Below are 12,787 nucleotides of genomic sequence, written 5' to 3'. Positions count from 1 at the left end.
GCGCTGCATTTTTTCGCCCATCTGGCGGCCGGCGCCTGCACGCCGGCGCCATCGAACCGGAGTCTCAATGAGCGGCACAGACAACGCGAGCGCGCAGCGCGGCCTTACCCGAAGCCTATTCGCCAATCCGGGCGTCCCGGTTCTCGCGGGCGCCGAAGGCATTCTTTACGACTTCAACTACGGTTGCCGCGTGCAGGTGCCCGTCGATGGCTGGCGCGTGCGCATGATCGATCTCGATACGCACAGCCTGCTGTTCGACGAGCCGGTCGAGGCGAATGTCGTCGTGACGAGCCGCCGCAAGTATTTCGTGCGCTTCAGGCTCGAGGTGCTCGACGGCGAGCGGCTCGTGTTCTTGCACGATTACGACGCGCGCGGGAAGAAAGTCGTCGTGCGTCCGTCGACGATGGCGCTCGGCGATTCGCTCGCGTGGGTGCCGATCGTCGATGCCTTTCGCGCGCAGCATCAGTGCGAGCTGGTCATGCTGCTCGCCGAGCATCTTCAGCCGCTCTTCGCAGCGGGCCATGCGCACATCCGTTTCGCCACGCGTGAAGCGCTCGACGCGCTCGCCGCCGACGCCTACGCGACCTATTACCTCGGAATCTTCTCGCCCTACACCGACCGCGATCATCAGCCGACCGACCCGCGCGTGAGCAGCATGCAGGACGGAATCGCGTACATGCTGGGCGTTGCGTGCGCCGAGTGGCGACCGAACGTCGTCGTCGCGGATACGGCGCGGCGCATTCCCGAGCGCTACGTCTGCATCGCGACGCAGGCGACCGCGCAATGCAAGTACTGGAACAACCCGCGCGGCTGGCCGACGGTGATCGCGCATTTGAAGCAGTTGGGTTATCGCGTGCTGTGCATCGACCGGGAACGCGAGTACGGTCTCGGCGACTACATCAACACGATGCCGGACGGCTGCGAGGACTTCACGGGCAATCGACCGCTTCAGGAACGCGCGAACCTCTTGCTGCACGCGGACTTTTTCATCGGATTGGGAAGCGGGCTGTCGTGGCTCGCGTGGGCCGTCGGGACGCCGGTCGTGATGATCAGCGGCTTCTCGCATCCGCACACGGAATTCCGCACGCCCTATCGCGTGATCAATTTCCACGCGTGCAATAGCTGCTTTAACGACACGACGACCCAGTTCGACGCCCGCGACTTCCTCTGGTGCCCGCGCCGCCCCGACAAACCACAGCGCTTCCAGTGCACGTGGGCGATCTCGCCGGAGCACGTGATTTCGCAGGTGCATCCGCTGATCGCCGAGCACCGGCTGGCTGAAACGGCCTAGACCTTTTGCAGTGCGCCAAGCGCCGTCGCGAGTTCGGCTGGCTCGTAGGCGGCGAGCACATCCGCGACGGGCTTCTCGAACGCCTTCAGGTTCGAGCGCAGGATTTCCTGCTTCACGACGAGCAACTGGCTCGGATGCATCGAAAACTCGGTGAGACCGAGCCCGAGCAACAGACGCGTCACGGTCGGATCGCCCGCCATTTCCCCGCAGATCGACACCGGCACGCCCGCGCGCTTCGCCTCGCGCAGCGTGAACGCGATCAAATTCAGCACCGCCGGGTGCAGCGGATCGTACAGATGCGCGACGGCGTTATCCGCGCGATCGATCGCGAGCGTGTACTGAATCAGATCGTTCGTGCCGATCGACAGGAAATCGAGCCGCTTCAGGAACAGCCGCACCGCGATCGCCGCCGCCGGAATCTCGATCATCGCGCCGACCTGCACGTTCGGATCGTAGGCGATGCCAGCGTCGTCGAGCTGACGCTTCGCTTCCTGGATCAGGTCGAGCGTCTGGTCGATTTCCTGCGCGTGCGCGAGCATCGGAATCAGGATTTTCGCCTGGCCGAACGCCGACGCACGCAGGATCGCCCGCAACTGCGTCATGAACATCTGCGGCTCGGACAGGCTCCAGCGGATCGCACGCAGGCCGAGCGCCGGGTTCGGCGCGGTTTCGTAACCGTCGCCGCTCATCGAATCGAGCGGCTTGTCGGCGCCGACGTCGATCGTGCGGATCGTCACCGGCCGGCCGTTCATCAGTTCGATCGCGCGCTTGTACGCCTCGAACTGCTCCTCTTCCTCCGGCAACCGGTCCTTGTGATTCATGAACAGGAACTCGGTGCGAAAGAGGCCGACGCCCATCGCGCCCGCTTCCACGGCGGTCTGCGCGTCGTCCGGCAGTTCGATGTTTGCGCACAGCTCGATCTTGGTGCCGTCGAGCGTCTGCGTCGGCGAGAACTTCAGGCGCTGGAGCTTTCGCTGCTCCAGCACTTTTTCGCTTTGGCGGTATGAATATTCCTCAAGGACGATGGGCGCCGGATCGACGATCACGATGCCGTGGTCGCCGTCGACGATGATCAAATCGTTCTGCCGGATCAGCACGCTCGCCTGCTGCACGCCGACCGACGCCGGAATGCCGAGACTGCGCGCGACGATCGCGGTATGCGACGTGCGTCCGCCGAGGTCCGTCACGAAGCCCTTGAACGCCTGCGTCTTGAACTGGAGCATGTCGGCCGGCGCGATGTCGTGCGCGACGACGATCATCTCGTTGTGGCCGTTGCTCGCTGCGTTGTGCGCGACGAGCGATGCCGTCGACGGCGCACCCGCCAGCGCCTTCAGCACGCGCTCGACGACCTGCTCGATGTCCGCCTTGCGCTCGCGCAGGTATTCGTCTTCGATGTCGTCGAAATGGCGGCTCAGGATTTCGAGCTGCTCGGTCAGCGCCCATTCGACGTTGTAGCGCCGCGTGCGCACGAGGTCGATGGTTTCCTGCACGAGCATCGCGTCGTTCAGGATCATCGAGTGAACGTTGATGAACGCGCCCATTTCGCTGGGTGCGTCGGCGGCGAGGTCTTCGCGCAGGGCGTCGAGTTCCGCGTGCACGCGTTCCTGCGCCACGTGAAAGCGTTCGATTTCAGCGCCGATCTGGTCCGGTTCGATCAGGTAATGGTCGACATCGAGGGCGGCAGGCGCGATCAGATAGGCACGCCCGATGGCGATGCCGCGTGAGACGGGAATTCCATGCAGCGTGAAGGACACGCGCACCTCCTCTAGTTGTGTTATGTCCGCGGTCTCTCATGGTCCGCGGTTCGCCGCCCGATGGCGTCCGGACTGGCGCGATCATTATAAATTCGATCGCCCCGCGCGGCCCGATACGGCACAGAAGAAGAGGGGCAACAAAAAGCCGCGTCGATGCGCGGCTTCGTTCATACGTCTTGCAGGCGACAGTCCGTTACTGCCCTTCGCCGAATTTGTCGGCGATCAACGCGAGGATCGCCTGCATCGCGTCGGCCTCGTCGGGGCCTTCGGTTTCGATCACGACCGTCGCGCCGATGCCCGCCGCCAGCATCATCACGCCCATGATGCTCTTCGCGTTGATCCGGCGGCCGTTGCGGCTCATCCAGATTTCGCTTTGATAATTGGCCGCCAGTTGCGTGAGCTTGGCCGAAGCGCGTGCGTGAAGCCCCAGCTTGTTCACGATTGTTGTTTCTTGTTGCAGCATGATGCTCCGAAACGCTGAGTGGATGAAGAAGCGTCGTCCGTGAGTGAAGCGGTCAGGACGCGACCGCCTTCGCCGTCACGAGATCGGCGCTCGCCGACGATGCGGGATCGGCCGTGCCCGGCTTCGCCGTCGCGAGCGCGCAGGGATTCTGCGGCGTCGTGCAATCCAGTTCCTGGATGCCCTTCGAGCCGCCTTGCAGGATTTTTTCGGTGAGCGTGTCGAGCGGCGTCGTGCGATAGCAGACCGCGCGCACGAGCATCGGCAGGTTGACACCGGCGAGCACGCGCACTTCGTCGCCAGCGAGGCTCTGCGCGATATTCGCAGGCGTCGCGCCGAACACGTCGGTGAGCACGATCGCGCCGTTGTCTTCCCTCAGGCGATCGATTTCCGAGCGCGCGAACGCGCGGACTTCCACGGGATCGCAGTCCGGCTTCACGTCGATGACGCCGATGCGGGCGGGCAAGCCGCCGTAAATGTGAGCGACGCACTCGCGAAGCGCGGAAGCGAACGGTGCGTGCGCGATGATCAGAATGCCAGCCATGTCAGGATTGCTGCCTCAAAACGACGAAAACCGTCGGTGAACATCGAAATGCGCCGCAAAATTCGAAAATGGCGGGAAAAGCGGCGGCCCGGACGTCGGTTTCGAGAGCAGATGACAGAAACCTCAAGCTTAGCCGCGATTCGTCCGCAACGCGGGGCGCGGCTACCCGCTTATCCGACGTTCTAACGGCAGCTTGCGCCACGATCCTTAATTGAGGCTTTAAATCGGCTTTCAAAGCCAGGATCGTGCCCCGATTTTCGGATGCCGCGTGCCATCCGCGGTCGGCAGATTGTAACAGTCTGGTCCGTTCAGCCCGCCGCGCGCTCCAGCGCGTCGATGAACATGCCGGCGACGTCGAAACCCGTCTGGTCCATGATTTCGCGGAAGCACGTCGGGCTCGTCACGTTGACTTCGGTCAGATAGTCGCCGATGGCGTCCAGTCCGACGAGCAAGAGTCCGCGCGCCGCCAGCACCGGGCCGAGCATTTCCGCGATCTCGCGGTCGCGCTCGGAAAGCGGCTGCGCGCGCCCGAGGCCGCCCGCCGCCAGATTGCCGCGCACTTCGCTGCCCTGCGGAATGCGTGCCAGCGAATACGGCACCGGCTGACCGCCGATCAGGAGAATGCGCTTGTCGCCGTCGGTGATCTGCGGGATGAACTTCTGCGCCATTACCGAGCGCGCGCCGTCCTCGCTCAACATTTCGATGATCGAACCAAGATTCATGCCGTCCGGCTTCACCCGGAACACGCCCATGCCGCCCATGCCGTCGAGCGGCTTCAGGATCACGTCGCCGTGCTCGGCGTGGAACGCGCGCAGACGCGCGGCGTCGCGCGTGACGAGCGTCGGCGCGACATACTGCGGCCATTCGGCGATCGCGAGCTTTTCCGAGTGATCGCGGATCGACTGCGGCTTGTTGAACACGCGGGCGCCCGCGCGCTCCGCCATTTCCAGCAGCCACGTCGAATTGACGTATTCCATGTCGAACGGCGGGTCCTTGCGCATCAGGACGGCGTCGAAATGCGTGAGCCGCATGTGTTCCGGCTGCTCGGCCGCGTACCACGGCGAGCGGTCGGTGTTCGCTTCGTCGCCGACGATCGTGATGCGCTGCACGCGCGCCTCGACGCCGTCGCCCGTCCACGCGAGATGCTGCGGCTCGCACGCGTAGAGCACGTGACCGCGACGCGCGGCTTCGGCCATCATCGCGTAGGTCGTGTCCTTGTAGATCTTGAAGCGATCGAGCGGATCGGCGATAAAAAGAATGTCCATAAAGGTCCAGTGTGGCCGTGCGGCCTGGGTTGATCGATGCGCCGCGCGCGTGCGCGGACGTTCTCAGACCTGGATCGCTTCGGGATCGGTCTTCTCGAGTTCCACCGACGCCGCGAGCAACCCGAGCCGCGCGACGACGCCGTACATGTAGAAGCGGTTCGGCGGCGCGGCGCCGGGTTTGGCGTGGCTGTCGGGCAGCGCCGTGTGCTCGAAGCCGAGCGGCACGAAATGCATGCCGGGCGCGTTCAGGTTCTGGTCGCGCTCGCGCGAATCGTGCACGCGATAAAAGCCGCCGACGACATACCGGTCGATCATGTACACCACCGGTTCCGCGACACTGTTCTCGACGCGCTCGAACGTATGGACGCCTTCCTGCACGATCACGTCGTGAACTTGCAGGCCGTCCTTCGCGTCGTTCATTTTCGCGCGCTCGCGCTTGGTGAGCGCGGCGACTTCGGACGCGTCGTGCACCGTCATCACGCCCTTGCCGTAGGTGCCGGCGTCGGCCTTGATGACGACATACGGCTTCTCGCTGATGCCGTACTCGCGATACTTCTTCGCGATCTTCTTGATCACGCCGTCGATCGCGTCCGCAAGCGCTTCCTCGCCGGTGCGCGCCTCGTAGTCCACGCCTTCCACGTGCGCGAAGTACGGATTGATCATCCACGGATCGATTTCGACCAGTTTCGCGAACTTCTTCGCGACGTCGTCGTAGCAGGAGAAGTGCGTCGACTTGCGGCGCACCGCCCAGCCCGCGTGCAGCGGCGGCAGCAGATATTGCTCGTGCAGGTTTTCCAGCACGGGCGGAATGCCCGCCGACAGATCGTTGTTCAGCAGGATCGAGCAGGGATCGAAATTCTTCAGGCCGAGCCGGCGCGGCGTGCGCTCGAGCGGTTCGAGCACGATCTTCTGACCGTCCGCGAGCGCGATGGTCACCGGGCCGTGGATGGTCTCGTCGAGCGTGCCGAAGCGCACGTGCAGGCCCGCCTGGCGCATGATCGTTGCGAGCCGGGCGACGTTTTCGAGGTAGAACGCGTTGCGCGTATGGCGCTCCGGAATCACGAGCAGATTCTTCGCGTCCGGGCAGATCTTTTCGATCGACGCCATCGCGGCCTGCACCGCGAGCGGCAGCACTTCCTGCGGCAGGTTGTTGAAACCGCCCGGAAACAGATTGGTATCGACGGGGGCGAGCTTGAACCCCGCATTGCGCAGATCGACCGAGCAATAGAAGGGCGGCGTGTGTTCCTGCCATTCGAGGCGGAACCAGCGTTCGATGGCCGGCGTGGCGTCGAGGATCTTCCGCTCAAGATCGAGCAGCGGGCCGTTTAACGCCGTGACTAAATGCGGAACCATTAATTTCTCGCGGACTTGAGAGCAAAGATTGTAGAGCAATCGCCCTGCCTACTTGGGGATGAACCGCCATTTGGCAAGGTTTTCCGGCCCTGGAGCCAGGATTGCGCCCTCAATTGTTTTTATCGCCGCAATAGCCGGCTCGTGTCACACGCGTGTCGCATTTTCGACCAACAAAAAAATGCCCGCCGTGAGGCGGGCAAAGTCGCTGCGCTCGTTCGGAGCCGTACTGCGCTTTCGTTGCCGACGACCGCCCGCGCCTCTCGCGCGCGGGCGTCGTTGTGCGTGATGCGTTATTCGACGTGTTCGCCGTGCAGCGTCACGTCGAGACCTTCGCGTTCCTGTTCTTCCGTCACGCGCAGGCCCATGACCATGTCGATGACCTTCAGCAGGATGAAGCTGACCACGCCGCTGTAGACGACCGTCGTGAGCACGCCCTTCGCCTGCAGCAGCACGCTGCCGTCGAAGCCGCCGATGTCCTTGACCGCGAACACGCCGGTCAACAGCGCGCCGACGATACCGCCGATGCCGTGCACGCCGAACGCGTCGAGCGAGTCGTCGTAGCCCAGCTTCGTCTTGAGCCACGTCGCCGACCAGAAGCAGACCACGCCCGCCACGATGCCGATCACGATCGCGCCCGTCACGCCGACGAAGCCCGAAGCCGGCGTGATCGCCACGAGACCGGCCACCGCGCCCGAAATGATGCCGAGCACCGAAGGCTTACCCTTCGTGATCCACTCCGCGAACATCCAGCCGAAGGCGGCGAAGGCGGTCGCGATCTGCGTCGTGAGCATGGCGAAGCCGGCACGGCCGTCCGCCGCCACCGCCGAACCGGCGTTGAAGCCGAACCAGCCCACCCACAACATCGAGGCGCCGATCAGCGAGAGCACGAGGTTGTGCGGCGCCATCACTTCGCGGCCGTAGCCGACGCGCTTGCCGAGCACCAAACAGCACACCAGGCCCGCGACACCGGCGTTGATGTGAACCACCGTGCCGCCGGCGAAGTCGAGCACGCCAGCGGACGCCAGCCAGCCCGTCGGTTCCCAGACCATGTGCGCGATCGGCGAGTAGACGATCAGCGACCACAGCGCCATGAACACGAGCATCGCCGAGAACTTCATGCGGTCGGCGAACGCGCCGGTGATGAGCGCCGGCGTGATGATCGCGAACGTCATCTGATAGACGAAGTAGACCGATTCCGGAATCGTCGAGGCGAGATGGCTGACAGTGAGCGTCGTCGCCTTGTCGCCCTTGATGTAGTTCATGCCGTGCAGGAACACGCGCGAGAAGCCGCCGAGGAACGGGCTGCCGGGCGTGAACGCCATGCTGTAGCCGACCACCGTCCAGATGATCGTCACGAGACAGCAGATCGCGAAGCTCTGCATCACGGTCGCGAGCACGTTCTTCTTGCGGACCATGCCGGCGTAGAAGAGCGCGAGGCCCGGGATCGTCATGAACAGCACGAGTGCGGTGGAGGTCAGCATCCAGGCGGTGTCGCCCGAGCTGATCTTCGAGGAATCGACCGAGAAAGGTTCGGTCGGTGCGGCAGGCGCGGCTTCGGATGCGCCGGACGCCGCGGCGGCCTCGGCCGACGACGCCATCGCCGTGTTGGCGCTGGCAGGTGCGCTTGCTGCCGTGGCATCGGACGCCGGGGCCGAAGCGGCGGCCGGTGCGGACGCGTCCTGAGCCAGAGCGGCGCCGACGCTGGCGCCGATCAGCGACCCCGCCATCAACAAGGACATCAATAATTTGCGCATTCTTCTGTTTCCTCTTATCGCCGAATTCTTTTTAGAGAGCGTCCGCGCCGGTCTCGCCGGTCCGAATACGAACAACCTGTTCAATGGCGGTGACGAAAATCTTGCCGTCGCCGATCTTGCCCGTGCGGGCCGCGCGTTCCACTGCCTCGATCGCCTGGTCGACGATGTCGTCCGACACGGCCGCTTCGATCTTCACTTTCGGCAGAAAATCGACCACGTACTCCGCGCCGCGATAGAGCTCGGTGTGACCTTTCTGACGGCCGAAACCCTTCACCTCGGTCACGGTGATGCCCGAGACGCCGATCGCCGACAGCGCTTCGCGCGCTTCGTCGAGCTTGAACGGCTTGATGATTGCGGTAATGAGCTTCATGTAACCCTCGCTGTGGTGTGCCCTGATCCCGATGCCTTCGAGCGGCTCTGTGTGACCTTTGTGATCGTTGTGCGCCGCATCGTCCCGTCCGCCAGCCGCCGAAAAGAGCGTGCAGGAAAGGCCCGCGCCACTTATGCAACTCGTGTGCCATGCGAGTGTTCATCGGGCCCGGCGGGATGTTTGACGCGACCGGGCGAAAGCATCGTCCGAATGGCGAACGCGGCCGAAGCACGCTGGCGCCGCGTCGGGTTCGTTGCTAGAGTGCTCGCAAGGTCCGGCAGAAAAGGACGCGGCGGCGGTGAGCCAGGTCCGGCGAAGGGTCGAACGGGTGCACTGTCGTGGCGCACCAAAAACGAACATTCGGCGAGCCGGGGCACTGACCTAAGAACGAATGCACTGAAACTGTGCATCAGAGGAAAAAACCATGAAACAGCCCAACGACGTATTCAACGATTTCCAGCAGAAGATGAGCGAGCTATTCAAGAATTCGCCGGCGAAAGACCTTGAAAGGAACATGAAGGCGATGCTTTCGCAGGGTTTCTCCAAGCTCGATCTCGTGACGCGCGAGGAATTCGATACCCAGACACAGGTGCTCGTGCGCACGCGCGCGCGGCTCGAAGAACTGGAGGCGCGCGTCGCGCAACTCGAACAGCGGCTAACGGCCGGCGGGACGTCGCAGGACTGATGCCCCGTCTTTGAGCGGACCTCGGACTGGCGAGTGAAGACTTAATCGAATGCAACGGCGCGTGGTTATCGGGCGCCGGGATCTGGGGAAATCCATGTCGCTTGCCGTGGTACGCAGCCGCGCGCCCGCGCCTGGGCGCGCGCCCGAGGTGGTCGTCGAAGTCCACCTCGCCAATGGATTGCCTTCCTTTTCGATCGTCGGCCTGCCCGACCTCGAAGTCCGCGAAAGTCGCGAGCGCGTGCGCGCCGCGCTTCAGAACTGCGGGTTCGAATTCCCCGTTCGCAGGATCACCGTCAATCTCGCGCCCGCCGATCTTCCGAAGGAATCCGGCCGCTTCGACCTGCCGATCGCGCTCGGCATCCTTGCCGCGAGCGGGCAGATTCCGGCTGAGTCGCTCACGCGCCGCGAGTTCGCAGGCGAGTTGTCGCTGACCGGCGCACTGCGCCCGATGCGCGGCGCCTTCGCGATGGTCTGCGGCGCCGCGCGCCAGTATGCGATCGCCGCGAGCGACGAGCCGCCGCCCGAAATCTATCTGCCGCTCGCGAGCGCGTCCGAGGCGGCGCTCGTGCCGGGCATCGACGTGTTCGGCGCAGCCGATCTGCCGTCGCTCTGTGCGCATCTCGCGGGAAGCATCGACGGCCGGCTGACGCGCGTGCGCGCCCCGACCTTGCCGGAGTTCAGCGCAGCGCCGCCGCAGCCCGATCTGGCCGACGTGATCGGTCATCCGGCGGCGCGCCGCGCGCTGGAAGTCGCCGCGGCGGGCGGCCATCATCTGCTGATGATCGGACCGCCCGGCGCGGGCAAGTCGATGCTCGCGGCGCGCCTGCCCGGCCTTCTGCCGCCGATGACCGACGACGAAGCGCTGACCTCCGCCGCCATCCTCTCGGCGAGTTCGATCGGCTTTACGCCCGAGCAATGGCGCCGGCGGCCGTTCCGCGCGCCGCATCATTCGTCGAGCTCGGCGGCGCTCGTCGGCGGGCGCAATCCGCCGCAGCCGGGCGAGATCACGCTGGCGCACCTGGGCGTCCTGTTCCTCGACGAACTGCCGGAATTCGACCGGAAAGTGCTGGAGACGCTCCGCGAACCGCTCGAAGCCGGACGCATCACGATCTCGCGCGCCGCGCAGCAGGCGGACTTCCCGGCCGCGTGCCAATTGGTCGCCGCGATGAATCCGTGTCCGTGCGGCTGGCGCGGCGATCCGAACGGCCGATGCCGCTGCTCGCCGGACATCGCCGCGCGTTATCTGCGCAAGCTCTCGGGGCCGCTACTGGATCGCATCGATATCCAGATCGAGTTGCCAGCGCTGACGCCCTCGGAACTGTCGGCGCGAAGCGCGGTGCGCGGGGAGTCGAGCGCGAGCGTGGCGCAGCGTGTTTCCGGCGCGCGCGAACGGCAGTTGCGGCGGCAAGGCAAGACCAATTGCGAACTGGACGGCCGCGAAGCCGACGCGGTTTGCCGTCTCGATACGGCCGCCGAGGCGTTGCTGCGCGAATCGAGCGAGCGCTTCGGCTGGTCGGCGCGGGCGTACTACCGCGTGCTCAAGGTGACACGAACCATCGCCGATCTCGACGCGTCGGACTCCGTCGGCGCCGCCCATGTCGCCGAGGCGGTTCAATACCGGCGCGCGCTCGCGGTCGCGTGACGGATGGGCGACCGCAAAACCTGCTTGTCAAGACTTGACTTATGCACACGGCGCCGCTCCTCGGGGCATTTTCGTCGTATCGAATGGCGAAAATCACACATCGCCACAGAGCATTGATTTTATTGAATTATTTAAATTGCTCCGATTCGAGGCAAAGTAACGGGGTCCGCGCCAGTTGGCGCTATGAGCGCGACCGCACACTCTTTTCCACAAAGTTATCCACAGACGCTGTGGATAGTGCAAAAAACTCAGATAAATCTGAGCATTAGCGTCGGAACTTGCTGCGGAACCTTCACTCAGTGTCGAAGGTCTGAGCACGCTCGTTCTGATTGATCGACAGTTGTGGAGTAAACGTTCTAATAAAGTTTGAAGGACGTGAAGAACTGTTCGGCCTGCTCCCGCGGCGTCTCTTTCGACGACACGATCGCCACTTGGTAGACATGCACGCCGCGCGCGACAAACCGCGCGTGGATCGAATGCGCTTCGCGCTTTTCGCCGCTCATGCCCTTCACTTCCATCTCGCTGCCGAGCACCCGGCCGCCTGTCGCGAGTTCGATCTGCGTCGCGCGCGCGGACGGCGGCACGTTCACGTTGCTGGCGAGGCCGTGCTGAAGGAAGTCGAGCGCGGCGCGCTGCAACGCCGGATCGGCGCTCGGCAACACGACGGTGCCCACGGCGAACAGGGCATCGCCCGCTTCGGCGGTCTGCATCTTCATTTTCATCGACTGTCCGGCGATGCGGATTTCGCGCTCGTCGGAACGCGGCTTCGCGGGTAGCGTGACTTCATAGCCGTCGTCGTTGTTCATGATCGTGCGCCAGTCGTAGGCCGGCGTGCAGGCGAGGAGCGCGCCGGCGGCAAGCGACGCGCACAGCGCGGCGCGCAGCGGGCGGGCGGCAAGACGGACAAACCGGCCTGCCGACGCGAAAGCGAAAGTTCGATTCATGGCGAAAAAATGCGCAAAAGCCGTCATTATCGCTGCTGAATTCCGGGGCTTCCGGCTCGCACGAGCCTGCGCTCCGGATTGGCGCTAAAATATCGGGCAGTTTGAGCGCGGTCCGCGCGAATCCAGGTTCCACGAGGTTCCCCATGTCCCCAGCCACCCAGCAAACGCCCTCGCGCGGCAAGAGTCCGTTGCGCTACATCGCGATGGCGGTCGTCGCGGGCGTGATCGCCTGCACGGGCTACTTCGCGTTCGGCGGACAGCAGCGCGCCCCCGACGCCACGTTCACACTGCTGTCGGGTCAGAAGATTTCGACCTCGGCCGATCTGAAGGGCAAGGTCTATCTCGTCAATTTCTGGGCGACGAGTTGCGAGACCTGCATGAAGGAAATGCCTGAGATGATCAACACGTACAACCGCTTCAAGGGCCGCGGCCTGGAGTTCGTCGCGGTGGCGATGAGCTACGACGCGCCGATGTACGTCACCAACTACGCGCAGACCCGCAACCTGCCGTTCAAGGTCGCGATGGACGACGGCAGCGTCGCCAAGCAGTTCGGCAACGTGCAACTGACGCCCACCACCTTCGTCATCGACAAGAACGGCAAGATTTTGAAGCGCTACGTCGGCGAGCCGACTTTCGCCGAACTCGATGCGTTGCTCGACAAGGCGCTGAACGCGGTTTAATTTTCGCGCACGAAAACCCGCTTGCTTATTCACGGCAGGCGGGTT

12 protein-coding genes are annotated in these 12,787 nt (G+C 64.2%); 4 read left to right on the top strand and 8 right to left on the bottom strand.

All coding sequences use genetic code 11. The features are described 5' to 3' along the window. Window positions 1-67: 67 nt before the first annotated feature. A complete protein-coding gene (locus AWB66_RS05515) occupies window positions 68-1,291 on the top strand; it encodes an autotransporter strand-loop-strand O-heptosyltransferase (protein ID WP_087629260.1) in 1,224 nt (407 codons plus the stop codon). Here AWB66_RS05515 and ptsP read toward each other — a convergent pair. The 7 genes from ptsP to AWB66_RS05480 all read right to left on the bottom strand — a co-directional run bounded on the left by ptsP (window position 1,288) and on the right by AWB66_RS05480 (window position 8,791). After that, entirely contained in the window at window positions 1,288-3,045 is a 1,758-nt protein-coding gene (gene ptsP, locus AWB66_RS05510) for a phosphoenolpyruvate--protein phosphotransferase (RefSeq protein WP_200818933.1), read from the bottom strand. The two genes, AWB66_RS05515 and ptsP, sit on opposite strands and share 4 nt — an antisense overlap. A gap of 193 nt (window positions 3,046-3,238) precedes the next feature. Next, window positions 3,239-3,508 (bottom strand): HPr family phosphocarrier protein, encoded by a 270-nt coding sequence (locus tag AWB66_RS05505; protein WP_087629258.1) that lies wholly within the window; start codon window positions 3,506-3,508, stop codon window positions 3,239-3,241. A 52-nt stretch (window positions 3,509-3,560) separates the two neighbouring features. Then, complete coding sequence (locus AWB66_RS05500) at window positions 3,561-4,049, bottom strand: PTS sugar transporter subunit IIA (RefSeq protein ID WP_087629257.1); 489 nt, start codon at window positions 4,047-4,049, stop codon at window positions 3,561-3,563. A 308-nt stretch (window positions 4,050-4,357) separates the two neighbouring features. Further along, window positions 4,358-5,314 (bottom strand): glutathione synthase, encoded by a 957-nt coding sequence (gene gshB, locus AWB66_RS05495; RefSeq protein WP_087629256.1) that lies wholly within the window; start codon window positions 5,312-5,314, stop codon window positions 4,358-4,360. A 63-nt stretch (window positions 5,315-5,377) separates the two neighbouring features. Next, a complete protein-coding gene (gene gshA, locus AWB66_RS05490; RefSeq protein WP_087629255.1) occupies window positions 5,378-6,667 on the bottom strand; it encodes a glutamate--cysteine ligase in 1,290 nt (429 codons plus the stop codon). 290 nt (window positions 6,668-6,957) lie between these two features. After that, on the bottom strand, window positions 6,958-8,421 hold the full coding sequence (locus AWB66_RS05485; protein ID WP_087629254.1) for an ammonium transporter: 1,464 nt from the start codon (window positions 8,419-8,421) through the stop codon (window positions 6,958-6,960). Between the two features lie 31 nt (window positions 8,422-8,452). Continuing rightward, complete coding sequence (locus tag AWB66_RS05480) at window positions 8,453-8,791, bottom strand: P-II family nitrogen regulator (protein WP_087629253.1); 339 nt, start codon at window positions 8,789-8,791, stop codon at window positions 8,453-8,455. Between the two features lie 424 nt (window positions 8,792-9,215). Here AWB66_RS05480 and AWB66_RS05475 point away from each other — a divergent pair, with 424 nt between their 5' ends. Both AWB66_RS05475 and AWB66_RS05470 read left to right on the top strand, forming a co-directional pair. Continuing rightward, window positions 9,216-9,476: an accessory factor UbiK family protein gene (locus AWB66_RS05475; RefSeq protein ID WP_087629252.1), complete on the top strand. Its 261-nt coding sequence runs from the start codon at window positions 9,216-9,218 to the stop codon at window positions 9,474-9,476. A 94-nt stretch (window positions 9,477-9,570) separates the two neighbouring features. Beyond that, window positions 9,571-11,118: a YifB family Mg chelatase-like AAA ATPase gene (locus AWB66_RS05470; RefSeq protein ID WP_087629251.1), complete on the top strand. Its 1,548-nt coding sequence runs from the start codon at window positions 9,571-9,573 to the stop codon at window positions 11,116-11,118. A 356-nt stretch (window positions 11,119-11,474) separates the two neighbouring features. On the opposite strand, the gene AWB66_RS05465 is transcribed toward AWB66_RS05470, so the two are convergent. Beyond that, window positions 11,475-12,062, bottom strand: coding sequence for a hypothetical protein (locus AWB66_RS05465; RefSeq protein WP_235021001.1), 588 nt, complete (start codon window positions 12,060-12,062; stop codon window positions 11,475-11,477). A 143-nt stretch (window positions 12,063-12,205) separates the two neighbouring features. Between AWB66_RS05465 and AWB66_RS05460 the strand changes: the two genes are divergently transcribed. Then, the gene (locus AWB66_RS05460; protein ID WP_087629250.1) at window positions 12,206-12,742 is read left to right on the top strand and encodes a peroxiredoxin family protein; all 537 of its coding nucleotides are present in this window, start codon (window positions 12,206-12,208) and stop codon (window positions 12,740-12,742) included. The last annotated feature ends 45 nt before the right edge of the window (window positions 12,743-12,787 follow it).

The organism is Caballeronia telluris, assembly GCF_001544495.1.
Taxonomy (GTDB): domain Bacteria; phylum Pseudomonadota; class Gammaproteobacteria; order Burkholderiales; family Burkholderiaceae; genus Caballeronia; species Caballeronia telluris.
Note: the sequence above shows the minus strand (reverse complement) of the source record. Positions and strands in the feature narration are given on the sequence as shown.

Coding starts and splice junctions, on each gene's coding strand:
- AWB66_RS05515 (WP_087629260.1), top strand. CDS start 68: ATGAGCGGCACAGACAACGCGAGCGCGCAGCGCGGCCTTACCCGAAGC.
- AWB66_RS05505 (WP_087629258.1), bottom strand. CDS start 3,508: ATGCTGCAACAAGAAACAACAATCGTGAACAAGCTGGGGCTTCACGCA.
- AWB66_RS05500 (WP_087629257.1), bottom strand. CDS start 4,049: ATGGCTGGCATTCTGATCATCGCGCACGCACCGTTCGCTTCCGCGCTT.
- gshB (WP_087629256.1), bottom strand. CDS start 5,314: ATGGACATTCTTTTTATCGCCGATCCGCTCGATCGCTTCAAGATCTAC.
- gshA (WP_087629255.1), bottom strand. CDS start 6,667: ATGGTTCCGCATTTAGTCACGGCGTTAAACGGCCCGCTGCTCGATCTT.
- AWB66_RS05485 (WP_087629254.1), bottom strand. CDS start 8,421: ATGCGCAAATTATTGATGTCCTTGTTGATGGCGGGGTCGCTGATCGGC.
- AWB66_RS05480 (WP_087629253.1), bottom strand. CDS start 8,791: ATGAAGCTCATTACCGCAATCATCAAGCCGTTCAAGCTCGACGAAGCG.
- AWB66_RS05475 (WP_087629252.1), top strand. CDS start 9,216: ATGAAACAGCCCAACGACGTATTCAACGATTTCCAGCAGAAGATGAGC.
- AWB66_RS05470 (WP_087629251.1), top strand. CDS start 9,571: ATGTCGCTTGCCGTGGTACGCAGCCGCGCGCCCGCGCCTGGGCGCGCG.
- AWB66_RS05465 (WP_235021001.1), bottom strand. CDS start 12,062: ATGAATCGAACTTTCGCTTTCGCGTCGGCAGGCCGGTTTGTCCGTCTT.
- AWB66_RS05460 (WP_087629250.1), top strand. CDS start 12,206: ATGTCCCCAGCCACCCAGCAAACGCCCTCGCGCGGCAAGAGTCCGTTG.